Raw genomic sequence first — 25,573 nt, forward strand, 5'->3', positions numbered from 1 at the left:
TAATCTTCAAATAACCTGTATTTCTTAGATTTATCTATAGGAATACTTCTTATTTTTAAAGGAATTATTATCTCATGAGTCTTAAAAATCTCGGCGATGTATCTTACTTTCGCCTAAATAATGAAATTAACCGTCCAGTTAATGGACAGATTCCCTTACACAAGGATAAAGAAGCTCTTCGTGCTTTCTTCCTTGAAAATGTCAAACCAAATACTATGGCCTTTGATAGCATCACAGACAAAATTAAGTATTTGATTGAGAATGACTATATCGAAAGCGAATTTATCGAGAAATATAAACCTGAATTTATCGAGAAAGTTTCTCGTCAGTTACACTCTCAAGACTTCCGCTTCAAGTCTTTCATGGCTGCCTACAAGTTCTATCAACAATATGCCCTTAAAACAAATGATGGCGAATACTACCTTGAAAGCATTGAAGACCGAGTTCTTTTTAACGCCCTTTATTTTGCTGATGGAAATGAATCCCTAGCTGAAGATTTGGCTATGGAGATGATTCATCAACGTTATCAACCAGCAACTCCATCTTTCCTTAATGCAGGTCGTAGCCGTCGCGGGGAGTTGGTGTCATGTTTCCTTATCCAGGTTACTGATGATATGAATGCAATTGGGCGTTCAATCAATTCAGCTCTGCAATTGTCCCGTATCGGTGGGGGAGTTGGTATCAGTCTCAACAACTTGCGTGAAGCTGGTGCTCCTATCAAGGGTTATGCTGGAGCTGCATCTGGAGTCGTTCCAGTTATGAAGCTTTTTGAAGATAGCTTCTCTTATTCTAATCAACTTGGTCAACGTCAAGGTGCTGGGGTTGTTTACCTAAATGTCTTCCACCCAGATATCATCGCCTTCCTTTCAACTAAAAAAGAAAATGCTGATGAAAAAGTACGTGTTAAGACTTTGTCACTTGGTATTACTGTTCCAGATAAATTCTACGAATTAGCTCGCAACAACGAAGATATGTACCTCTTCAGTCCTTATTCCGTTGAAAAAGAATACGGCGTACCTTTCAGTTATATTGATATCACTGAAAAATACGATGAGTTGGTTGCTAATCCAAAGATTACAAAAACTAAAATTAATGCTCGTGATTTAGAAACTGAAATCTCAAAACTTCAGCAAGAATCTGGCTACCCATACATTGTCAACGTCGATATTGCTAACCGCCATAATCCAATCGATGGAAAGATTATCATGTCTAACCTTTGTTCTGAGATCCTTCAGGTTCAAACACCAAGCGAAATCAATGACGCTCAAGAATTCATCAAGATGGGGACAGATATCTCATGTAACCTTGGATCTACTAATATCCTTAACATGATGACGTCACCTGACTTTGGTCGTTCTATTAAAGCAATGACACGCGCTCTTACTTTTGTAACAGATTCATCAAGTATCGACGCTGTTCCAACTGTTAAAAATGGTAATAGCCAGGCTCATACATTTGGTCTCGGTGCTATGGGACTTCACTCTTACTTGGCTAAACATCATATCGAGTACGGAAGTCCTGAATCAATTGAGTTTACTGACATCTACTTCATGCTCATGAACTACTGGACTTTGGTAGAATCAAATAATATTGCACGTGAACGTCAAACGACATTTGTTGGTTTTGAAAATTCAAAATATGCTGATGGGACTTATTTCGATAAATATGTCACTGGCAAGTTTGTACCTAAGTCTGATCGTGTGAAAGAACTCTTTGAAGGTCATTTCATTCCTCAGGCTCAAGACTGGGAAGCTCTCCGTCAGGCTGTTATGAAAGATGGTCTTTACCACCAAAACCGCTTAGCAGTTGCACCAAATGGTTCTATCTCATACATCAATGACTGCTCTGCTTCTATTCATCCAATCACGCAACGTATCGAAGAACGTCAAGAAAAGAAAATTGGTAAGATTTATTACCCTGCAAATGGACTTTCTACTGACACCATTCCTTTCTATACTTCTGCTTATGATATGGATATGCGTAAGATGATTGATGTTTATGCTGCGGCAACTGAACACGTGGATCAAGGTCTTTCAATGACACTCTTCCTTCGTAGTGAATTGCCTATGGAACTTTACGAATGGAAAACAGAAAGTAAACAAACTACCCGCGATCTTTCAATCCTACGTAACTACGCCTTCAACAAAGGCATCAAATCAATCTACTACGTTCGTACCTACACTGATGATGGTGAAGAAGTCGGATCAAACCAATGTGAATCTTGTGTAATATAAGACCCTATCATTCATTGGTGCTAAAGCACCTAATGAATGAACGTCACTGACTATATTGTCAGTGACTAAGGGGCTCACTAACTCCGAAAATGAAGTAATATCGACTTCATTTTCTACGTGTCGTAACCTGACACTAGTCACTGAAACAAAGTAGCTAGCGACTAGACGGAAAATTCTATTGAACTTTTCCTAGCCACCTTACTAGCTCGCAAACAAAATAATGTCGATTTTGTTTGCTCACGTCGTAAGATGAGGACATAGTGAAAATAGGAAGTCAACAGAAAATCCTGATTTTCTAGGAGACTTATCTTTTTCACACTGTCCTTAGCTCGAGCACGATTACAAACACACTGCTACAACTTTCCAAAGCTAGCCTTGTCAGCTGGGCTAGCTTTCTTTTATGTTATAATTAGATAAGCTTATACTTAAAGAGAATCAATCCTGGAGATTTAGATTTTTGATTTTTCTTGAGTATTATTAAAACTCTTAGGAGCACTATTAACATGTCACAAACTTATTACAAAGCCATCAACTGGAATGAAATTGAAGATGTCATTGACAAATCAACTTGGGAAAAATTGACTGAGCAATTCTGGCTTGATACCCGTATCCCTTTGTCAAATGACTTAGATGACTGGCGCAAACTTACTGCTGAAGAAAAAGATTTGGTTGGAAAAGTATTTGGCGGACTCACTCTTCTTGATACTATGCAATCTCAATCCGGTGTTGAAGCTATCCGTGCTGATGTGCGCACACCTCATGAGGAAGCTGTCCTCAACAACATCCAATTTATGGAATCAGTTCACGCAAAATCATACTCTTCAATCTTTTCAACCTTAAACACTAAAAAAGAAATCGAAGATACCTTTGAATGGACTAATAGCAATGAATATTTGCAAAACAAAGCTAAAATCATTAATGATATTTATGAAAATGGCACAGCTTTGCAAAAGAAAGTTGCCTCAACTTATCTTGAAACTTTCCTCTTCTACTCAGGTTTCTTCACACCACTCTACTACCTTGGCAACAACAAACTTGCTAATGTGGCTGAGATTATCAAATTGATTATTCGTGATGAGTCTGTTCATGGAACCTACATTGGTTACAAGTTCCAACTAGGTTTCAATGAATTGCCTGAAGAGGAGCAAGACGAATTCCGTGACTGGATGTATGATCTTCTTTATCAATTATACGAAAATGAGGAAAACTACACCAAGTCACTTTACGATGGTGTTGGTTGGACTGAAGAAGTTATGACTTTCTTGCGCTACAATGCCAATAAAGCTCTCATGAATCTTGGTCAAGACCCACTGTTCCCAGATACAGCTAACGACGTTAACCCAATTGTTATGAATGGTATTTCAACTGGTACTTCTAACCACGACTTCTTCTCTCAAGTTGGTAATGGTTATCTTCTTGGTACTGTTGAAGCCATGCAAGATGATGACTACAATTTTGGATTATAATTAAATGATAAAAAGAGGAAGAATAGCTCCCTAAACGAGTTTTCTACCTCTTTTTTAATATCAGCAAGATTTTTTCATCAAAATTTCATCTGAACAAAACTACTATAAACGAAAATAAATTATGCAACAATCAATTTTTTCCACCTATTTATATTTTTTATATTTTAATAGACTTGACTATATTTTGCTTTAACGTATAATGGAAAATATCATATTTTAAAGGATAAATTATGTTTGCAACAGGTACACTTATTAATACTGCCGCCATTATTATTGGTGGCTTTCTGGGTAATTTCTTCGGTCATCGTTTACAAGAACGACACCAAGATGGCCTCATGCTTGCTTCAGGAATCAGCGTTCTTTTTATTGGGATTGCTGGTGCTATGGAATGTATGCTGACCATAGATAAGGGAGTAATTTCTAGTGGAAAAAGTATGTTATTAGTCGCTTGCTTGGCTCTAGGAGCTCTAATCGGAGAAATCGTTGATGTCGAGAGTAGATTTGAAAATTTCGGTCAATGGTTAAAAATAAAGACTGGAAATTCGAAAGACCCAACTTTCGTAAACGCCTTTGTAACAGCTTCTCTAACAGTTTGCATAGGTGCTATGGCTATTGTCGGCTCTATTCAAGATGGAATTCTTGGAGATTACTCTATACTCGCAATCAAATCAGTTCTCGACCTTATTATCATCCTTGTTATGACTTGTACTTTGGGCAAAGGCTGCGCCTTTTCAGCTATTCCAGTTTTCTTTTTCGAAGGGAGCATAACGCTACTTGCAAAGCTTTTGCAGCCACTGATGACAGAGATTGCTCTGGCAAACATTTCGCTCATTGGTTCAATCCTTATCTTCTGTGTTGGTGTCAATTTAGTATGGGGCAAGAAAATACGAGTAGCTAACCTACTACCAGCCATTATTATAGCCGTTCTACTTGCTTATATCTAAAAAACGTTCAGCCTTAAGTGGCGAACGTTTTTTAATATTTTTCCAGTCATTTGACTAAAGAATTAAACTGCTCCTGTTACAAATGCATAGATGAAGAAAGCTGCAAAACCAAAGAGATAAATAAGACCTGCGATTGATAGCCATTTAAGCCATCCTTCAACCTTATGGTTTTCGTTATTTACCAAGGTGTAATTTAGATAGGCAAAGAATGGTGTTGTGATAAATGAACCAATCATTGCAAAACGAAGCATTGTTGCAACTGAGCCTGCAAAAGCAAAAGCAATAATAATACCTAGAAGTGAAGTAATTGTCATCCAAATCGTAAGAGCTTTTTGTGAACTTTGTTTACGACCTAAAAGCAAACGAAGTGCTTCGTTATTGGCACGTGAATAACCATCAATAACAGTAATAACTGTACCAAACATACACATAAAAGCAATAAAAGTAATCAATGGCTTAGCCCAGTTTCCTAAAGCTGATCCATACATTTGAACAAATTGAGCAATGTAGGCTGCTGATGCACCTTGAACTTCTTCACCGTTACCATATTGGATGAGAGCACCAAGGGCCAAGAAAATGAAAGCAAGAATAGCTGTTCCAATATATCCTGTGTTAAAGTCAAATAGGGCGTCTTCTTCATTGAACTCTACTAACTTACGTTTTTCAACTGACCAAAGTGAATTAATAGTCGAAATTTCAATTGGCGCTGGCATCCATCCCATAAGAGAAACAAGGAAAGGTAGCGCAGCCATTTGCCAAGGTGATGTAATAACAAAATCTGGTGCATATTCATGATTTTTGAAGAGTGCGATGATAACCGCTGCAACTGTCGTTAAAGTCAAAGAAATCATGATCCATTTAGAAAGGCTATCTAAGAAGCGATATCCACCAATCAAAAGCATTCCCCAGATGATAACAATAATAATAGCTGTCCATTGAGAGGCATTCAAACCAAGTGCGTTAGGGAAGAAGTTTGAAACGATTGCCGCACAAATCATACCAACCCCTGCTGTATTAACAACAGCTGAGAAGATATTCAGCAAGAAGTAAATAATAAGAGAGATTTTCCCACGCTCAGCATAACCTTCAATAAGATTTTTACCATTTTCAGCAGTATATTGAGACCCAAAACGGAAAAATGGATATTTGAAGAGATTAATCAAAAGAATAAGAACCGCAAGTTGCCATCCATACAGAGCTCCTGCCTGTGTAGAAGAAACAATGTGGGAACCCCCAACTGCTGCTGAAGCCATTAGGATACCTGGACCCATAGCTTTTAATTTAGTACGCCAAGTTGACGCAGATGTCATACTCTCGTTCATAAGAACCTCTTTCTATGAAAACAACAAATTTTCTGACTTTTTTGAATTTATAACGATTATTTTACACTCTACCCTAAAAATTGTCAATAGAATTTTCAGAAAAAATCATGAAAGGTCATTCTTGGTAATATAGTAGCGTAGATAGTTCCAGGAGTCTATCTACAGACTCTTGGAACTTGGCCTCGAAGAGATATCTTTCACCCAACTAGAGTAGGACAATTCGATAGCGACGACGCATCAAAGGTCATTCAAACAACCATAAAAGAAGACCCAGTAACCTGAGTCTCCTAATCATGTTATGAGAAGAATTGTTTAAAGAAATCTACGATTTGTTGCCAAATATTAGCAAAGAATCCCTTACCAGATTCAATAGCACTACTTGCGTCGAAATTCAAGTTAATCCCTTCAAATGTTGAACTTGCATTTGAAACGATACTATCTTTTAAAGATGCAAGACTTGATTTAAAGCTGCTACTATCAATTATGCTTGATTTAGATAAATTAATAGCAAAATTAATAATTAAATTAATGTGTTCAGCAGACAGTACATTTTTGAGTTGATAATTACTCAAAGTGTCCTCAACAATCTGACGAACTTCTTCTTCAGTCACCCCAGAACCAGCCTCTGCTACTGCAGTTTTAATATCTGTTAAGGCTACATTAAGCTTATCAGCATCATAGCCTTCAGTCGCTTCGTTATCAGCATTAATAGTAGCCAGAGTAGTTAACTCTTCTTGAGCCAAAGATTTGCTTTCATCAGAGACCTGAGCACCATTTTCTTCTAAAGAATAGTAAATCCCAGCTAATGCGCTCTCCCCCGTAACAGGAATTGGTGCCGCGACAGTAATTGCTGCGTGTTCAATCCCCAACGTAACTGCAGCATTTCTATACATGTCTTGAGTTACTTTAGTGATGTTTTCAGGCGTTAAGATATCAACCGTTAGGGTTTCTTTTGAACCTAATTTTTGGATTTTTACAGATGAATACAGTTGTAAACTCGAGTCATCAGCTACATTCATGATATTTGCATAAGAAGTTGTCGTCAAAGTCTTAACTTTTGTATCCTTATCACTATCATATCCCAAAATACCCAAAGTTTGAGATTTTTGTTCTTCCGTTAAAGAATAGCCGAGCACATATTCAGGTTGAACATAGGTTTCATCAATAACCTCTTGGACAGTATTTGTCGCAGCAAAAGCTGTGCTAGCTGAAAGTACAGTAGTTATTACAACAAGTCCTGATAAAAATAAATGACGTAATTTCATGTTTTAATATATTCCTTTCTTTGAGAGATACTATTATAACATTTCAATACTTGAGAGTCTGAAAAAAACTGCAATTAATGTTTTGGAATGTCATCAAAAAGTCCGTAAAACTGACTTTTATCCGTTATATTTGCACGATAAACTCCATTGATACCGGCTCTTTTTCCAACATTGGCTAAATATCTCAAGGAAACTGCATCATCATCATAAAAGCCAATATGATTATCATGACCAAGGACATAAATGTAGTTAACTAAACGATTAATTAGTCTTTCAGGATACTTTTCTTGATCAACTATCTGGTAACAACGCAATAATACATCACAGATGTCAAGTAAAGCAGAGTTTTTATTTTCCTTCTTCATCAAACTATTATAAAGTTGATGAATATGTTTTTTAATTGTTTCAATTTCTTCTGTCATAATCATTTCCTCATCTTATTCATGTAATTCCAATGGTAAACCGTCGGGATCGAAGAAAAATGTCATCTTTTTACCAGTATAATCATCAAAGCGAATCGGTTCAACATAAATCCCCATAGCCTCTAATTCAGCCTTATAAGCATCAACGTCATCAACGTAAAATGCTAAATGGCGAAGCCCACAGGCTTCTCTGTCGAATTCTGGTCGTCCTACTCGTTTTGGCGGTGCTACGTATTCTGGATCGCTCAGCTTATTTCCAAAAATCTCAAGTTCAATAGGTCCACACTTTAAGTCAAGTTTATAATCATGTCGCTCAGGACGATGATTTTCTCGAATAATGTCAAATCCAAGTTTATTAACATAAAAATCTTTTGATTTTTCATAGTCAGATACGATAATCGCAACGTGATGAACTGCATTTATTTTCATATGGGTCCTCCCAGAATTTTAATTTATAAATGTATTTATAAGAAAATTAAGACTGGACAGAAGCCCAGCCTTAGATTTATCTAATTTGATTGTATGATACGTTAAAAGCTTGTTCTACTTCTTTTGGAGCGTCATCATAAGCTACAGAGCTCTCTAAGCTTCCATAAACGATAATTCGCTCTGTTGCATCCGCATCTGTACATGTCACCAGTGTGACTGTGCTCTGATTATATACATCATTAATAACATCGGAGCGATCAGGTGTTACAGATTCAACTCCAGTAATAACGTATGTATAGACGGTCTCCTTATTAGTTAAGTAAATCTTCATCCCAACTCGAGCACGTTCTAAGGGCGAGAATAGCATATTAGATGAACCTGTTAAACCAAAAACATGATGACTTGCAAGAGCGTAGTTATTCATTCCGCCCATTACTTGATCTTCCTTCATGGTACCAGCACCATAAGAGAGCTCTACATTGCCAAGCCCCTTGAAAATTGGTAGATTAACACCGACATCTGGAATAGCAATTCCACCAATAACTGGAAGGTTTTGCGCATTCCATTGGGCTTCTAAAATCGACTCAGTAGATAAAGATTCAACAGCATCAAAATCAAAGGTCGTATCAGCTTTTTCATTTTCTTTGATATCATCTGTAGTGACATTGGTTACTTGATATTTATTAGAATTCCATCCTATAATAAAATTTCGAATAGCCTTATTAAAGATGAGCGCAAGTCCAAGAATAATCAAAAGACTGAAAATTGTAATTCGCAGTGCATTAAGAATGCGATGTCTTTTCTTTTTTATTTTAGCCATATTAACTCAAAATCTATTCCGTTTCAGTATCAGACTGAGGGCCTACTTCTTCACTTTCCTCAGGTTGAACAAGTGCAAAAGTAACAATTTTAGCATTCTGATCCAGTCTCATAACTTTAACACCAAGTGTTGCACGACCTGTTTGAGAAATATTAGCAACATTAGTACGAATGATAACACCTGTATCTGTGATGACCATGATATCTTCATCACCATTTACAGTCACTAAACCAGCCAGTGGTCCATTTTTCTCAGTAATATTGGCTGTTTTAATACCTTTACCACCGCGACCTTTTGTTGGATACTCGGCTGCCGAAGTGCGTTTACCATACCCATTTTCAGTGATAACAAGAACTTCTTGCTGATCAGTGATACGTGAAGCACCAACAACTTTGTCATTGTCGCGCAAGTTAACGCCTCGAACACCAGTTGCTGTTCGTCCCATATTTCGAACAACTTCTTCATTGAAACGCACTGAGTAGCCTGATTGTGTTCCGATAATAATATCATCGTTGCCATCAGTAAGAAGAACATTGATAAGTTCGTCGTCCTCTTTAAGATTTAAAGCTTTAAGACCATTTTGACGGATATTATTAAATTCAGAAACGCTAGTGCGTTTAACGACACCTTGTTTTGTTGTGAAGAAGAAGAATTTATCTTTAACGTCTTCACGACGAGCATTTATAATAGTTTGGATTGTCTCACCTTCATCAAGTTTCAAAAGGTTTACAATCGGAAGCCCCTTAGCCGTACGACCATATTCAGGAATTTCATATGCCTTAAGACGATATACACGTCCCATATTGGTGAAAAAAAGCAAAGTATCGTGTGTACTTGTAGATACTAATTCACGGACAAAGTCATCATCGTTAACACCGGTTCCTTGTACACCTCGCCCACCACGTTTTTGAGCACGAAACTCATCTTGAGCAAGACGTTTAATATAACCTTTGTTAGACAAAGTAATGAGGACATCTTCTTCTTCAATTAGATCTTCATCTTCAAGAGAGAGGACTTCACCAACCATTAATTCTGTACGACGATCATCCGCATATTTACGTTTAATCTCGTCCATTTCTTCTTTGATGATTGTAATGACACGTTCAGGTTTTGCTAAAATATCAGCTAAGTCAGCAATAAGTGCTAACAAGTCATTGTATTCAGATTGAATCTTGTCACGTTCTAATCCAGTCAAACGACGAAGACGCATATCCAAGATAGCTTGACTTTGACGCTCTGAAAGCTCAAATCGACTCATCAACTCAGCTTGTGCTTCTGCATCTGTTTGGCTGCCACGAATAATTGCGATAACTTCATCTAAATGATCAAGTGCAATTAGCAAACCTTCCAAAATATGAGCACGAGCTTCAGCTTTTTCCTTATCAAAACGCGTACGACGGACGATAACTTCTTTCTGATGTTCAATGTAATTTTCAATAATACGTTTGAGAGAAAGAATCTTCGGAACGCCATTTTCAATGGCTAGCATATTAAAGCTGAAGTTTGTTTGAAGACTTGTTAATTTAAACAAGTTATTCAAAATAACATTGGCAGAGGCATCACGTCTTACCTCGATAACAAAACGGACACCTTCACGACTTGATTCGTCACGAACTGCTGTAATACCTTCTACACGTTTTTCTTGCGCCAAGCGAACAATATGTTCATGGACCTTAGTTTTATTAACACCATATGGGAATTCGGTTACGACAATACGTTCACGACCAGATTTAGTTGTTTCAATTTCAGTACGTGAGCGCAAGACAATTGAGCCTTTACCAGTTTCATATGCGCGGTGAATTCCAGATTTCCCCATAACCAAAGCACCGGTTGGGAAATCAGGTCCAGGTAAGACTTCCATGAGGTCACGCGTTGTCACCTCTGGATTATCCATAACCAACTTAACTGCATCAATAGATTCACCTAAGTTGTGTGGTGGAATATTCGTCGCCATACCAACGGCGATACCTGTTGCACCATTAACTAGAAGGTTAGGGAAGCGGGCTGGCAATACCAAAGGTTCGCGTTCAGAACCATCATAGTTATCTTGGAAATCAACCGTATTTTTATTAATATCACGAAGCATTTCCAAAGCAATTTTGCTCATTCGGGCCTCAGTATAACGTTGAGCGGCTGCTCCATCTCCATCCATTGAACCAAAGTTACCATGACCGTCAACTAGCATATGACGGTAAGACCACCACTGTGCCATACGAACCATGGCTTCGTAAATTGAAGAGTCACCATGAGGGTGATATTTACCCATGACATCCCCGGTAATACGGGCTGATTTCTTATGGGGCTTGTCTGGAGTAACACCTAGCTCATTCATCCCGTACAAAATACGTCGGTGAACAGGCTTCAATCCATCTCGCACATCTGGAAGAGCGCGAGCAACGATAACTGACATAGCATAATCAATGAAACTTGTTTTCATTTCGCTAGTCAGATTAACGTCTACTAAATTCTTATCTTGCATGAAGCAATGCTCCTTTTCTAGTCTAAAACTCTATTATATTATACCATAAATAAGTAATTTTTTCTCAATAACATCACCGTTTTCATAAATTTTCAAATTTATTTCGTGACATATTTAACATATCGTGTTAAAATAAAGTTGTATGGGTGCGAACCCAAAAAAATAAAGGGAGATGTTTAGAAATGACTGCAACTAAACAACACAAAAAAGTTATCCTTGTTGGTGACGGTGCCGTAGGTTCTTCTTATGCATTTGCATTGGTTAACCAAGGAATCGCTCAAGAACTTGGTATTATCGAAATTCCACAACTTCATGAAAAAGCTGTAGGTGATGCGCTTGACCTTAGCCACGCTCTTGCCTTCACTTCACCTAAAAAAATCTACGCTGCACAATATTCTGACTGTGCTGACGCTGATGTCGTAGTTATCACTGCTGGTGCTCCACAAAAACCAGGTGAAACTCGCCTTGATCTTGTTGGTAAAAACCTTGCAATCAACAAATCAATCGTTACTCAAGTAGTTGAATCAGGATTCAAAGGTATCTTCTTGGTTGCTGCTAACCCAGTTGACGTTTTGACTTACTCAACTTGGAAATTCTCAGGTTTCCCTAAAGAGCGCGTTATCGGTTCAGGTACTTCTCTTGATACTGCTCGTTTCCGTCAAGCTCTTGCTGAAAAACTTGATCTTGATGCTCGTTCAGTTCACGCATACATCATGGGTGAACACGGTGACTCAGAATTTGCTGTATGGTCACACGCTAACGTTGCAGGTGTTAACCTTGAAAACTTCTTGAAAGATGTTAAAAACTTTAACGCTGAAGAATTGATTGACTTGTTTGAAGGTGTACGTGATGCTGCTTACACAATCATCAACAAAAAAGGTGCTACATACTATGGTATCGCAGTTGCGCTTGCTCGTATTACTAAAGCAATCCTTGATGACGAAAATGCAGTACTTCCACTTTCTGTATTCCAAGATGGTCAATACGAAGGTGTTAACGATGTCTTCATCGGTCAACCAGCTGTTATCGGTGCACATGGTATTGTACGTCCAATCAATATCCCATTGAACGACGCTGAAACTCAAAAAATGCAAGCTTCTGCTAAAGAATTGAAAGCTATCATCGACGAAGCATGGAAAAATCCAGATTTCCAAGCAGCTTCTAAACAATAATAGCTACTGAAAAATCCAATCAAAATGATTGGATTTTTTCTTGTCATTGAACCTATAAAAATACCTTCCAACTCTTACTGAAATTGGAAGGTTTTTATTTTACTAAAATTGCATCAAATTTTTCAATATCGATTGATTTTGCCAAATAAGCAGTGCGCCAATTAGAATTATGGCAACAAAGATAACAAATTTAACAACTCCTTTTATAAATCTTATGACAATAGCCAGAATCATTGAGATAGCCAACCAAGCTAATGCATAACTACCAAAGAAGCTCTGCAATTTTTCCAAAGAATCGCCTGCTAATACTCTCAACCATGCCGGAATGTAACTTAATAAAACCTCTGTTTGTATTGATTTAAAACCCAACTTAGCAGCTATAAAGCTACCTGTCGTTTGCAACCAAGCAAACACTCCCGTATTAAAGAGAAATAATAAGGCTTGTTCAGGATACTTTTTAATGATTTTTCCAAGTGTTTTCATCATTTGTCCTTTCTTTCTGGTATTCTCTCAAATTCATCTCAATCAATCTTCAAGTACTTTGATTCTCTCTGCTAGAAAATCAAACTCATCAGGAATCGCAACCTCTGCGGTCTCTTCCTCAGGCTCGACTTCTTGCTTTTGCTTCCTTATTTTTTGAGCAAACTCTGAACGAATGTCATTGAAATCTTTTCTTGGGACAGCCAATATATTTGGAGAAAAACCTGCTGCTTTGCTCATGATATTACCAAACATATCATTCAAATCAGCACGTTTCATAGCTTGTTCGGCATTAAAGGCGGCATCAAAAGCTAAAATAGCATTCTCACTATTTGCCAGCACTGGCTCCGAACCAAGTAAGAGAGCCCTGTCTTGTGCAGAAATGCTGTCTAATATTTCATTCCAGGCTGCTTTAAGTGCATCAAGGTATTCTCTTGAACGTTGACTGTCAACTACAGTTTCTTCCATGATATTCAAAATTTTGACTCGATCAACTTTGAATTTAAAGCCAGCATTGTTTTTGGGTGCAACTGTAGTTTTTGTCGCTGGAAGGCTATCAATATTTGCCAATTGCGTCTTAAGAGCCTTAACTTCATTTTTGAGACTTTCCAATTCAGTTGCTAGCCCTTCTGGTATTTCTTGGGTGCTTGCCTGTGAGTCTTGCAGTGTTGATAACTGAATAGTCATCATTTCAGCATAGATTTTAGGTTGAATACCATTTTTAATCTCAGGTAAACTTTCTGTTACCTGATCAATCATTCTAAATATCAGTTCTTGGCTAATAATTAAATTCTCTTCAAAAATTGGACTGCTATGGGTATTTTCACCCCCAGTTTGAACAATTAAAATGTCTCGCAAGTAGGTAAGCAAATCAGTAGCAAATCGTCCCATACTCTTTCCACTCTCGTAGATTGTATCCAGATTTGCCAAGGCATTACTAGTCTGCTGATTGCGAACATTGGACACATAATCATCCAGTGCAGAAAGTGAAATAGAACCTGTGATTTCTTCAGCAACTGCCAATGAAACTTGATTATCAGTTGTCAAACTTAGTGCTTGGTCCAAAATTGACAGAGCATCACGCATCCCACCTTCTGCTCGTCTAGCAATCAGAGCAAGCGCATCACTTTCATAAGAAATGCCTTCACTTTCAAGAACGGAAACTAAATGCTGTTGAATAGCCAGTAATTTAATGGATTTAAATTCAAAACGTTGAACACGCGAAAGAATCGTCGCAGGAATTTTATGTAATTCAGTTGTTGCCAAAATGAATACAACATTTTCAGTGGGCTCTTCCAAAGTTTTAAGGAGGGCATTAAAGGCACCAGTCGACAGCATGTGCACTTCGTCAATGATATAAACCTTGTATTTGGCACGACTAGGCGCATAGGTTGACTTATCACGAATGTCACGGATTTCATCAACACCATTATTTGAGGCCGCATCAATTTCGATAACATCTTCTAGACTGCCATTTGTAATATCACGACAGATATCACATTGATTACACGGCTCGCCATTGACCTGATTTGGGCAGTTCATTGCTTTTGCAAAGATTTTAGCTGCACTAGTTTTACCAGTCCCTCGAGGACCAGAAAAAAGATAGGCGTGACTAATCTTTCCTGAGCTTACAGCTTGTTTTAGGGTCGTAGAAATAACATTCTGTCCAACCATCTCATCAAAGGTCTGACTACGATATTTTCGATATAAAGCTTGATACATTAAATTTCTACTCCAAACCTGTCAAAATTCCAATACGTTTTATCTAATAGCAAAGCTACAAATTGTTCTAAGTATTCTTGATCAATAGCATCGTAATCTGCAACCAAGTGAGAATCTAAATCCAAGACGCCCACTAGCTTACCGTTTTTAACCATGGGTACAACAATTTCAGACATGGCAGCTGAGTCACAGGCAATATAATTGGCGTGTTTTGTCACATCATCAACAATCATAGTTGCGCGTTTTTCAGCAACTTCACCACAAACCCCTTTACCCAAAGCAATATGTACACAAGACACACCACCTTGGAAAGGCCCTAAAATCAATTCCTGCCCGTCAAATAAATAGAAACCTGTAAAAACAGAGTTTGGCAAGGTTGTCTTCAAAAGTGCGCTAGCATTAGATAAATTAGCTAGTGCATTTGATTCATTAGCAAATAATGCATTTGCCTGCGCTAACATTAATTCATAATTTGAGATTTTTTCTTGTTTTTCCATACTACCTATTATATCAAAAAAACACATATTGAGGGAATTTATAACATTAATTAATTCAGTGGATTAGTTTGGTTAATCCCAGCAAGAAATTGCATTTATAAAGCAATTGTGGCACACTTAATTTATGAAATATTTATATAAAGAGTTTCAAAAAATATACTTTAATCTAGATAAAATTTTAACGCTTTTTTTCAGCCTTTTCATCTTTATGGAAATACTCTGGATTCCATTTAACTCTTGGGCATCTGAGGAAATCCTAGCTTTAAGTGGCCATGTTTATCTATCGTCAAGCAATATCATACAAGTCTTTATGGAAAAGTGGTGGGTGACGGTACTTTTTCTCCTACTTTTCCTTGCAAATATTCTAATCGCATATTTGCAGATGGCACTCATTTTTGTAAGTATTAGGCAACTCCTAGATAAGAAGGTCAAGCGTTTTAGGGATTACCTTATTGATATTAAAGAAGGTATGACGGTCGTAATGAAATCGACAAATCTAAGTAAAATTGTCTTTGTACTCTTCTTTTCAGTTGTCCTTTTCCCTTTCTTGAAGAGAATTTTAAATATCTATTACTACAATAAGTTACTAATTCCTCAGTTTATTCTTGACTATCTATCACAAAATTCCATGCTTTTAGCAATTTTGATATCCTCTTCAGTCATCATTTTTTTCTGGATAGCTTCAAGACTCATGTATGCTTTACCGCAAATCTTTTTTGAACAAAAATCGGTCGCTCAAGCTCTGCGATTTTCCCTAGAAAAGACCAAAGGTGCAAAGCAATGGAAGTACTTTTTCCAGCTCTTGTGGGTGCTCCTACAATCCTTTTTAACCTATGCTGTCTTATCTGGTTTTTTCTTAGGCCTGCAAATTTTAGCTGATAATTTACCGCAAGTATTTGCTCTGCCAATAGCTATCATCAACTTCACTTTCATTCAATTAGCCTATTATTCTGCTATCGCTGTTTTTATGATTAAGTTTGTCGGTCTATTGACGGGTGAACACTTACCAAGTTATCACCGTCAGCGTCTGCATCATGGCTTGCGCTTAACCATTATGACACTTTCTGCGCTGGTATTCATGACTCAAGGCATCTTATATCTCTACAGCCCCTTTACAACAGTTCCTGTGACCATTTCCCACCGGGGTGTGAATAATGAGAACGGGGTGCAAAACAGCCTAGAGGCTCTGCAGGAAACAGCAAAACTGAAACCAGATTATGTCGAAATGGATATTCAAGAAACTAAAGACGGTAACTTTGTAGTCATGCATGACACTGAAATTGCTAATCTGACAGGAAATCCAGGCGGTACCCATGATTATAACCTAAAGGAATTAACTCAAATGACGGCTTCTGAAAATGGCATGTCAGCCCCTGTAGTTTCCTTTTCAGATTATCTAGATAAGGCCGATGAACTTGGCCAAAAACTCCTTGTGGAAATTAAAGTGACTGAGCAAGACTCTGCAAGCTTAACACATAACTTCCTGCAAAGATATGGCAAACGCTTATTAGCAAAAGGTCATCAAATCCAATCCCTTGATTACAAGACAATCGTTGAAGTCAAACAATATGATAAACAATTAGTGTCCTTCTTCATTCTCCCCTTCAATTCCATCTATCCGACAACTATGGCTGATGGCTACACTATGGAGTACTCATCTTTAGACCAAAACTTTCTCGTTCGTTCTTGGTTTAATCAAAAATCAGTTTATGCCTGGACAACCAATGATAAAGATAGCATGATGAAAATGATGCTCTTAAATGTTGATGGCATGATTACTGATAATTTAACAGAACTCAATTCCCTTCTGACTGATGTCAAAGAAAATTTGGATTACTCTTACATCCTATCCCTCTATGTACAACAGCAACTTGATATTTTCTAATTCGACTATGTTAGAAATTACAAAAAGAACAGACTTTCAACATTCACAAAAAGTCTGTTCTTTTTTAATTTCTTATTATTCTGATTAAGAGAAAAGCAAAGTAATTATTGCCAATAAGATGGACGTTGTTTTTCATAGGCTGCAATCAAGTCTTCATATTGTAGGGTGATGCCGATGTCATCCAGACCTTCTACCAATTTACGTTTCCATTCAGCATCAATATCAAAGTTAAAATCACCTGCTGATGATTTGATGACTTGATTTGGAAGGTCAATCGTAATTTCTTCACCTGCAGGTAGCGCAGCCAATTTTTGACGAACCTCAAGCGGTTGAACGATTGGCAACATACCATTTTTCAATTCATTATTGTAATGAATATCTGAGAAAGAACCAGCGATAACACAACGGAAACCATAATCTTCAAGTGCCCAAGCCGCATGCTCACGAGATGAACCAGAGCCAAAGTTGTCTCCTGAAATCAAGATGGTAGCATCGCGATATTCAGGTTTGTTGAAGACGAAATCCGGATTTTCATCGTAATTATCATTAAGATAGCGCCATTCAAAGAGCAAGTTCTTACCAAAGCCTTTTTTATCAACAGCTTTCAAGAACTGCTTAGGAATAAGCTGGTCAGTGTCAATATTGTCATTCATCAAAGGGACAGACTTCCCTGTATAAACGGTAAATTTTTCCATTGTCTCTCTCCTTTACTGAACTTCTGGCATCTGACGAACGTCAACGAATTTGCCGGCAATAGCTGCCGCTGCCGCCATGGCTGGGCTGCAGAGGTGAGTACGAGCTCCGTAACCTTGACGACCTTCAAAGTTACGGTTACTTGTTGAGGCACAGTGTACACCTTCGGGAACATGGTCTGGGTTCATACCAAGACACATTGAACATCCTGGATCACGCCATTCAAAACCAGCATCCATGAAAATCTTATCAAGACCGAGACGCTCTGCTTCTTTCTTAACCGGACGAGAACCTGGGACAACAATGGCTGTCAAAGTTGGTGCAATGTGTTTGCCCTTAACAAATTTTGCTGCTAACTCAAGGTCAGAAAGACGGGCATTAGTACATGAACCGATAAAGACATAACCAAGATCAATATCTTCTGCCTTATCACCAGGTTTAACATCCATGTATTGATAAGCACGCTCATCATTCATATCTTTAATTTCTGGGAATGGTTGGTCAAACTCAACACCCATTTCTGGGTTAGTTCCCCAAGTGACCATAGGTGCTAATTCAGAAACATCGATCGTGATAACCTTGTCGTATTCTGCATCTGGATCAGAAACCAAAGTTTTCCAATCAGCAACTGCTTCTGCGAATTTTTCACCTTTAGGAGCGCATGCACGGCCCTCAACATAGTCATAGGTTTTTTGGTCAGGGTTCATCAAGCCCATTTTAGCACCAAACTCAATAGACATATTAGCAATAGTCATGCGTTCATCCATGGAAAGAGCATCGATGGCCTCACCACAATATTCAACGGCATAGCCAACACCAGCATCAACCCCATAACGAGCGATGAGTGCAAGGATAAAGTCTTTTGAATAAACTCCTTTTTGTGGTGTTCCAACAAATTCAACCTTCATCTTCTTAGGTTTTACTTGCCAGAGACATTGAGTTGCAAAGACATGCTCAACCTCAGATGTCCCAATACCAAAGGCAATAGCTCCAAAAGCACCGTGAGTCGCAGTGTGGCTATCGCCACAAACAACAAATTTACCAGGCTGACTGCGGCCAGTTTCTGGACCGACCATGTGTACAATCCCTTGACGTTCTGTTCCGTGGGTTGCAGCATCAATACCAAACTCTTCAACATTACGAGCCAGAGTATCAATTTGATTTTTTGAAATTAAATCACGGATATTGAAAATATCAACCGTTGGCACATTATGGTCAGTTGTTCCAAAAGTCAAATCAGGTCTGCGGACTTTACGACCAGCATCTCTAAGACCTTGGAAGGCTTGAGGACTTGTTACTTCATGGATAAGGTGTTGGTCCACATACATCAATTGTGGCTCACCCTCTTTACCTGTCACGACGTGGCGTTCCCAAAGTTTATCAAAAATTGATTTTCCGCTCATACTACATTCTCCAAACTAAATAAACAAAGACGGCATCTATAATAATACCTAGATACCAGCAAACTTGGAAATACCACTTTCTGGTTTTATGGTGAAAAACTTTACCACCACAAAATGCTCCAAGTCCGCCCAAACAAATACTTTCTAGCAATAATGCTTTTTCTGGAATACGCCAAGCACCGCGCTCAGCCTTATTTTTATCTAAACCGTAGATAAAGAATACAATAAAATTCCAGACTGCTAGAACTAGAAAAATGCTATTTTTTAAACTCATAGATTTGCAATAATACTTGCTGTCATCTCAGCAGTGCTAGCTTGACCGCCCAAATCACGTGTTAAGATACCTTGATTAAGAGTTTTATCAACAGCATTCTCAATCATTTCAGCGCCAGCATTTTCACCAAAGCTTTCACGAAGCATCATAGCAACTGATAAAATCATGCTAATTGGGTTAGCAATGCCTTGACCAGCAATATCTGGAGCAGAGCCATGAATTGGTTCGTAAAGGCTTGGTCCACCTTCCGAGTGACTAGCCGATGGCATAACCCCAAGAGTACCAGGCAAAACTGATGATTCATCAGATAAGATGTCTCCGAAAAGGTTTTCTGTCACTACGACGTCAAAACGAGCTGGATTAGTAATCATAATCATAGCTGCGCTGTCAACCAATTGATGTTCTAAAGTGACATCTGGGAATTCTGTAGCCACTTCATCTGCCACTTTACGCCACAATTTTGAAGTTGCAAGGACATTTTGTTTGTCAATACTTGTGACTTTTTTTCCTCGTCCTTGTGCAATAATGAAGGCACGACGCATGATACGACGGATTTCCTCAGCAGAATAGTCATTAATATCTCGAGCTGAATCTTCGTTGAGAATATGCTCACCAAAGTAGATACCACCTGTTAATTCACGAACAACAACAAAATCAACGCCTTCAATTCTTTCTGCCTTAAGTGGTGATAAATGTTTAAGGGCATCAAAGATACGAACAGGTCGGATATTGGCAAAAAGATTTAATTCCTTGCGGATAGCAAGCAAACCTTGTTCCGGACGAACTGAAGCCTTATCGTATTTGGGACCGCCAATTGCTGCGAGTAAGATAGCATCTGCTTCCTTTGCTGCTTCAAGTGTAGCTTGTGGTAGTGGATGACCTTCAGCATCAATACCAGCTCCACCAAATGGCTTTGCATCTAGTTCATATTCAAAGTTAATTTTTGGAGCTACAGCTTCGAGAACTTGAAGACCAGCAGACATGATTTCTGGACCGATTCCATCTCCAGCTAGAGTTACAATTTTTTTCATCTTATTTACTTTCTAAGCATTAGGCATATCGCGGAATGAGACTGCTTTACCAATCTCTCCAGCATTTTCTTTTTGTACTAGAGCGTTGGCGTTGACATATGCAATGGCACTAGCCTTCATAACATCAAATTCAATACCGGCAGCATTAAAGATTGTTCCTGTATCAACATTTTCAACTGAAACAGCAACACGCGCCTGGGCATCAATACCATCCGTTACAGCATCCATAGTGTAGCTGAGCAATTTAACCGTTTGATTAAAGAATTTGTCAATCGCATTGTAGGCAGCCTCAACAGACCCCTTACCATTTGCAATAATATTTACTTCTTCACCGTCATTATTAATCATGAAGACTTCAGCTGTTACTGTTTCATCAGCGTTTGAAGTAAGTTTCAAGTCTTTAAAGTGGAATCCTTCTGGATTTTCAATATCATTTCCAGCAACAAGCGCGCGAACATCGGCGTCAGTAATATCATGTTTCTTATCTGCCAATTTTTTAAATTTGCTAAATAGCAGAGCGATTTCAGATTCTTCAAAGGCAAGCTCAAGTTCCTTGAGTTTTTCTACGAAGGCATGACGACCTGACAATTTACCGAGAGGCAATGAGTTTTTCTTAACCCCAACCAATTCTGGTGTAATGATTTCATAAGTAAGTGGATTTTTAAGAACGCCATCTTGGTGAATACCTGATTCATGAGAGAAGGCATTTCCACCAACAACTGCTTTATTTTTTGGAATTGGAATACCTGAGAATCGAGAAACCATTTCTGAAGTGTTTACAGTTTCATTAAGAACGATATCTGAACTGGCTTGATAGTAGTCTTCACGAATGTTAAGTGCTACCGCTACCTCTTCAAGCGCAGCATTACCAGCGCGCTCACCGATGCCATTAAGAGTTCCTTCAACACGACCAGCTCCATTTTTAATAGCAGCTAGCGTGTTAGCTGTAGCCATTCCAAGGTCGTTGTGACAGTGAGGGCTGAAGATGATTTCACGATCAGATTTTGTGTTTTCAATCAAATATTTGAAAATATATCCATACTCTTCAGGTGTTGTAAAACCAACTGTATCTGGAATGTTAATGTAAGTTGCACCTGCATCAACTGCTGTTTGCACAACTTGGAGAAGATAATCTAGTTCCGTACGAGTTGCATCTTCAGGTGAGAATTCAACAACATCGAACTTTGTACGAGCATAAGTAACATGCTCAGTAATGATGTCTAGGATTTCTTCCTTAGATTTCTTCAATTTGTATTCACGGTGAATAGGACTTGTTGCAATAAAAACATGACATTGTGGAAATTTTGCATCCTTGATTGCCTCGTAGCAGGCATCAATGTCGGATTTAACAGAACGAGCCAAACCGGAAACTGCTGTTGTTTTCATAACAGCTGCAATTTGTTTTACAGCTTCAAAAGAGTCTGGACTTGCAGCTGGGAATCCAGCTTCAATTGAGGAAATTCCCCATTTTTCCAATTGTTTAGCAATGGCAACTTTTTCTTTAATTGAAAAGTTTACACCTGGTGTTTGTTCGCCATCACGAAGAGTGGTATCAAGAAATTCAACTTTACGCATAGGGACCTCTTTCTAAGATTGAAATCAAAAAGATTAAAATAAAAACATCTCACCACCAAGCGAGATGTTTTTCTCCCGCTTGGTAAGCCAAACAGGACTAATGCTGCTGCACTAGCCCTCATTACGCAATAGTAAAACTGTCATAGTTGCGAATGTCATTTGACTTCTTCCTTTCGATGTTACTTGTAAACATAATATAATTTTCTGATAATTTTGTCAATAGAAAAAGCTCGGAAAATGATGAATTTTCTGAAAATAGCAACCTTTAATATTTTTTTTCAAAAATATCATTTACAATTGGATTCTATAAAAGCATATTATGAATTACTTATTAATAGAGGAAATATTATTAAAATTCTTTTCAAAATACCGTTGATTCGAAAATGGATTCCTTTTAGGCATTTACTGAAAAATGAATATATTTTTTATAAGAAAGTCTAAAATATCAATTAGCTTATTAAAATTGATTTTGATAATATAAGAAAATAAAACTAACTTTAAAATCAAATAAGCCTAGAAAACTAGACTTATTTGATTTGTAGAAAATTCAGAAATGATTCTACTGTAACTGTATCCATTTCAACGAATTATTCATCAACTTTCTTAGAAAATAGTTTTTGAAGAATGAATGTCATTAGGAATGATATTACAAAAGAGATAGTAATTGCTATTAGAAACTGTCCCATTGACTGTGGTCGCATCACAATTACTCCAGGAATTCCTGCAGGTCCTTGTGAGACTGACAAGACTTTCATCATTGTTGCATAACCTGATCCTACTGCTGACCCAATCAAGGCTGCAAGGAAGGGATAACGTAGTTTCAAGTTAATTCCGAACAAAGCTGGCTCTGTAATTCCCAACAATGCTGATGTCCCTGCTGCAGGTGCAATGCTTTTTAACTTTATATCGTTTTTCATTTGGAAAAAAACTGCTAGCGCTGCTGCTCCCTGTGCTACATTTGAAGCAGAAACAACTGCAAATGTTGGAGAACCCCCTAAGGTTTCAATATTTGAAAGAATCTGCATTTCCGCAGTGACAAGACTATGATGCATGCCAGTAATAACCAGTATAGGGTACAGAACACCATAAATCGCTCCACCGATAGCTCCCAAATCATAAAACAACCAAAGTACCATGTTTGTTAGACTATCACCAACAAAACGCATTACTGGTCCAATCACTATAAAAATAAGCAGAGCAGTAAAGAATACTGAAATAAGAGGTGTTATTATCATATCTAAGATTACTGGGACAAACTTGCGACATGTTTTTTCAATAATTGAAAGAACATAGGAAGCTGCAATAACTGGAAGGACAGTTCCTTGATAACCTACCTGAGCCACTTTAAATCCAAATAAGTTCCAATGCGGGATGCTATTATTTACCAATGCTTCACCATAGCTATAACCACTGAGTAAATCTGGGTGAATCATAATTGCACCAATTACTGCTCCTAGAACTGGAGTAGCACCAAATATATTAGCTGCAGAAAAACCAATAAGTATGGGTAAGAATACAAAAGCTGCATTTGCAAATAAATTTATCATATTTGCTATATCAGTAAATTCTGGATATAAATCCACCAAGGTCTTACTAGCAACAAACAAGCCTTTGGCGGTCAAAACGTTGTTGATTCCCAATAAAAGACCAGATGCAACGAGAGCAGGCAGGATTGGAACAAAAACATCTGCTAAAGTCTTAAGAATTTTTTGCAGAGGATTAAGCTTTGATGCTGCTACTTCTTTAAATTCTTCTTTACTAACCTCTACTAAGTTAGTCAAGTTAGTAAATTCTTGATAAACATTATTAACAATACCGGTTCCCAAAATTATTTGAAACTGACCTCCGTTGTTAAAATGTCCCTTAACTAACTCCAAGGATTCAATTTTTACAATATCAATTTTTGACTCGTCTTTTATTACTAATCTTAAGCGAGTTGCGCAGTGGACTGCTGACACAATATTGTCCTCACCTCCAACTGCTGTAATAATGGCTGAAGCAGTTTCTTTGTATTTAGACTTGGTCATAGCTCTTCCCCTTTAATGTTTTGTGATTTCATTTCCAATCCAATATTTTGACTTTTATAACTTATTCAAAAAATGCTTTTCCTGCAAGTAAAAGACTGAAGACAGTACTTCTTGGCCATCATTGACAAATATCTCTATGGTATTTCTATCTATTACAACTTGAATCTTTTCAGCTTCAATAGATACTGCACATCTCTCAGTTGACCAATCTTCTTCGCCAATAATTTTTAACAATTGGTGACTTCTATCAATAAAAACTTCTTTGCTAGTTGCGTCAAATCCAAAGAGTATATAATCTTTTTCTGATCCTAATTGATAGATAAGATTTCCTTCGACTTCTACTTCAAACCTTCCAGAGACAATCTCTTCTCCCAAGGAGATTACTGGAAGAAGAGATACCATCTCGTCAGGTAATTTTTGAAGAAGATTCTGATTCTTACCTTGAACAAGAAGTCTAGGTAATGTCATATTACAAGCCCATTTATGGTCCAGCTCATGTGGGATGACAGTACGACCCCATGTGTGCATCCAAGCAATAATGATTCGTCTGCCATCTGGTCCTTGTGTCGACTGTGGTGCATAAAAGTCTTGACCATGATCAATTTCTTTTATTGTTTCAGGTTTAAATTCTTTATTCACCCAGTCTACAGCACCATTCAAAATAATGGAAGAGTTTATATTCTGAAAATCATTTCCGTCTTTTGGATAACGCATTGGAGAAAAAATCAAATATGATTTCCCATCAATCTCAAAGTAATCTGGACATTCCCACATGACTCCTTGCTCTTTTGTACCTTTTAAGAAGACTGACTCAAATTTCCAGTCAATCAAATCTTCTGAGCCCAATAGAACTACAGTACCAACGTTTTCCTTATGTTTAGATGCTACTACTGCATAATAATGACCATCTTTTTCAAAAAGTTTTGGGTCTCTAAAATCAGCGTTGATAAAATCATCTGGTAAGATAGACCCTACTGCTACTGGATTTTGTTTTATTTTTTCAAAATGTATACCATCTCTTGAATAAGCCATATTTTGAATTTGACTAACAGAACCATCTTCATTGTTAATATTCCCAGTATACATTAGCCATAAAACATCATCTTTAACTATTGCACTTCCGGAAAAACATCCATCTTTATCATAAGGCATATCTGGAGCCAATGCAACTGGGAGATGTTCCCAGTTTACAAAGTCTCTTGTTTTTGCATGTCCCCAATGCATAGGTCCCCAAAAACTTCCATAAGGATAATATTGATAGAAGAGATGGTATTCACCACGGAAGTAAACAAAACCATTGGGGTCATTAATCCAGCCAATAGGGGCAGAGAAATGCTTTTCAGGTTTAAATTGATTGTTCACATGCTGAGCATTCTCAGCAATGTACTTATTGGCTCTATCAACAGTAATTTTTTCCTCTGTCATAATCTCTC

General features: G+C 37.7%; 21 protein-coding genes. 5 read left to right on the forward strand and 16 right to left on the reverse strand.

The window, feature by feature from the left end; translation table 11 throughout:
- The first annotated feature begins 74 nt into the window (after positions 1-74).
- The 3 genes from nrdE to F601_RS0107240 all read left to right on the forward strand — a co-directional run bounded on the left by nrdE (position 75) and on the right by F601_RS0107240 (position 4,644).
- A complete protein-coding gene (gene nrdE, locus F601_RS12450) occupies positions 75-2,234 on the forward strand; it encodes a class 1b ribonucleoside-diphosphate reductase subunit alpha (RefSeq protein ID WP_018165000.1) in 2,160 nt (719 codons plus the stop codon).
- Between the two features lie 503 nt (positions 2,235-2,737).
- Positions 2,738-3,700: a class 1b ribonucleoside-diphosphate reductase subunit beta gene (nrdF, locus tag F601_RS0107235; RefSeq protein ID WP_026183149.1), complete on the forward strand. Its 963-nt coding sequence runs from the start codon at positions 2,738-2,740 to the stop codon at positions 3,698-3,700.
- 230 nt (positions 3,701-3,930) lie between these two features.
- A complete protein-coding gene (locus tag F601_RS0107240; RefSeq protein ID WP_018165002.1) occupies positions 3,931-4,644 on the forward strand; it encodes a DUF554 domain-containing protein in 714 nt (237 codons plus the stop codon).
- A 62-nt stretch (positions 4,645-4,706) separates the two neighbouring features.
- On the opposite strand, the gene F601_RS0107245 is transcribed toward F601_RS0107240, so the two are convergent.
- The 6 genes from F601_RS0107245 to gyrA form a co-directional block, all read right to left on the reverse strand.
- Complete coding sequence (locus tag F601_RS0107245; RefSeq protein ID WP_018165003.1) at positions 4,707-5,966, reverse strand: NRAMP family divalent metal transporter; 1,260 nt, start codon at positions 5,964-5,966, stop codon at positions 4,707-4,709.
- 296 nt (positions 5,967-6,262) lie between these two features.
- The gene (locus F601_RS0107250; protein WP_018165004.1) at positions 6,263-7,231 is read right to left on the reverse strand and encodes a DUF1002 domain-containing protein; all 969 of its coding nucleotides are present in this window, start codon (positions 7,229-7,231) and stop codon (positions 6,263-6,265) included.
- A gap of 74 nt (positions 7,232-7,305) precedes the next feature.
- Positions 7,306-7,653 carry a bacteriocin immunity protein gene (locus F601_RS0107255; protein WP_018165005.1) on the reverse strand — a complete coding sequence of 116 codons (348 nt, stop codon included), beginning with the start codon at positions 7,651-7,653 and terminating at the stop codon, positions 7,306-7,308.
- 15 nt (positions 7,654-7,668) lie between these two features.
- Positions 7,669-8,082: an SMU1112c/YaeR family gloxylase I-like metalloprotein gene (gloA2, locus tag F601_RS0107260; RefSeq protein WP_018165006.1), complete on the reverse strand. Its 414-nt coding sequence runs from the start codon at positions 8,080-8,082 to the stop codon at positions 7,669-7,671.
- 76 nt (positions 8,083-8,158) lie between these two features.
- A complete protein-coding gene (locus tag F601_RS0107265) occupies positions 8,159-8,902 on the reverse strand; it encodes a class A sortase (protein ID WP_018165007.1) in 744 nt (247 codons plus the stop codon).
- A 13-nt stretch (positions 8,903-8,915) separates the two neighbouring features.
- Entirely contained in the window at positions 8,916-11,381 is a 2,466-nt protein-coding gene (gene gyrA / locus F601_RS0107270; protein WP_018165008.1) for a DNA gyrase subunit A, read from the reverse strand.
- Between the two features lie 182 nt (positions 11,382-11,563).
- Here gyrA and F601_RS0107275 point away from each other — a divergent pair, with 182 nt between their 5' ends.
- A complete protein-coding gene (locus F601_RS0107275) occupies positions 11,564-12,553 on the forward strand; it encodes an L-lactate dehydrogenase (RefSeq protein WP_018165009.1) in 990 nt (329 codons plus the stop codon).
- A gap of 102 nt (positions 12,554-12,655) precedes the next feature.
- On the opposite strand, the gene F601_RS0107280 is transcribed toward F601_RS0107275, so the two are convergent.
- Genes F601_RS0107280 through F601_RS0107290 form a run of 3 tightly spaced genes read right to left on the reverse strand, consistent with a single transcriptional unit; the run spans position 12,656 to position 15,252 of the window.
- Positions 12,656-13,039, reverse strand: a complete 384-nt coding sequence (locus F601_RS0107280) for a hypothetical protein (RefSeq protein WP_018165010.1) — start codon at positions 13,037-13,039, stop codon at positions 12,656-12,658.
- A 39-nt stretch (positions 13,040-13,078) separates the two neighbouring features.
- The gene (gene dnaX / locus F601_RS0107285; protein ID WP_018165011.1) at positions 13,079-14,755 is read right to left on the reverse strand and encodes a DNA polymerase III subunit gamma/tau; all 1,677 of its coding nucleotides are present in this window, start codon (positions 14,753-14,755) and stop codon (positions 13,079-13,081) included.
- The gene (locus F601_RS0107290; RefSeq protein ID WP_018165012.1) at positions 14,755-15,252 is read right to left on the reverse strand and encodes a GAF domain-containing protein; all 498 of its coding nucleotides are present in this window, start codon (positions 15,250-15,252) and stop codon (positions 14,755-14,757) included. Before F601_RS0107290 ends, dnaX begins: the two co-directional genes overlap by 1 nt.
- Positions 15,253-15,376: 124 nt before the next feature.
- Here F601_RS0107290 and F601_RS0107295 point away from each other — a divergent pair, with 124 nt between their 5' ends.
- Positions 15,377-17,137, forward strand: a complete 1,761-nt coding sequence (locus F601_RS0107295) for a glycerophosphodiester phosphodiesterase (protein WP_018165013.1) — start codon at positions 15,377-15,379, stop codon at positions 17,135-17,137.
- A gap of 104 nt (positions 17,138-17,241) precedes the next feature.
- Here F601_RS0107295 and leuD read toward each other — a convergent pair whose 3' ends face one another.
- The 7 genes from leuD to F601_RS0107335 form a co-directional block, all read right to left on the reverse strand.
- Entirely contained in the window at positions 17,242-17,832 is a 591-nt protein-coding gene (gene leuD / locus F601_RS0107300; protein ID WP_018165014.1) for a 3-isopropylmalate dehydratase small subunit, read from the reverse strand.
- Between the two features lie 12 nt (positions 17,833-17,844).
- The gene (leuC, locus tag F601_RS0107305; protein WP_018165015.1) at positions 17,845-19,233 is read right to left on the reverse strand and encodes a 3-isopropylmalate dehydratase large subunit; all 1,389 of its coding nucleotides are present in this window, start codon (positions 19,231-19,233) and stop codon (positions 17,845-17,847) included.
- 1 nt (position 19,234) lies between these two features.
- Entirely contained in the window at positions 19,235-19,507 is a 273-nt protein-coding gene (locus F601_RS0107310; RefSeq protein ID WP_018165016.1) for a DUF1294 domain-containing protein, read from the reverse strand.
- Positions 19,504-20,538, reverse strand: coding sequence for a 3-isopropylmalate dehydrogenase (gene leuB, locus F601_RS0107315; protein ID WP_018165017.1), 1,035 nt, complete (start codon positions 20,536-20,538; stop codon positions 19,504-19,506). Before leuB ends, F601_RS0107310 begins: the two co-directional genes overlap by 4 nt.
- Positions 20,539-20,550: 12 nt before the next feature.
- Positions 20,551-22,113, reverse strand: coding sequence for a 2-isopropylmalate synthase (locus F601_RS0107320; RefSeq protein WP_018165018.1), 1,563 nt, complete (start codon positions 22,111-22,113; stop codon positions 20,551-20,553).
- Between the two features lie 587 nt (positions 22,114-22,700).
- On the reverse strand, positions 22,701-24,140 hold the full coding sequence (locus F601_RS0107330) for a sucrose-specific PTS transporter subunit IIBC (protein WP_018165020.1): 1,440 nt from the start codon (positions 24,138-24,140) through the stop codon (positions 22,701-22,703).
- Positions 24,141-24,194: 54 nt separating this feature from the next.
- Positions 24,195-25,565, reverse strand: coding sequence for a glycoside hydrolase family 32 protein (locus F601_RS0107335; RefSeq protein WP_018165021.1), 1,371 nt, complete (start codon positions 25,563-25,565; stop codon positions 24,195-24,197).
- Positions 25,566-25,573: the final 8 nt, after the last annotated feature.

This window comes from Streptococcus henryi DSM 19005 (assembly GCF_000376985.1).
Classification (GTDB): Bacteria; Bacillota; Bacilli; order Lactobacillales; family Streptococcaceae; genus Streptococcus; species Streptococcus henryi.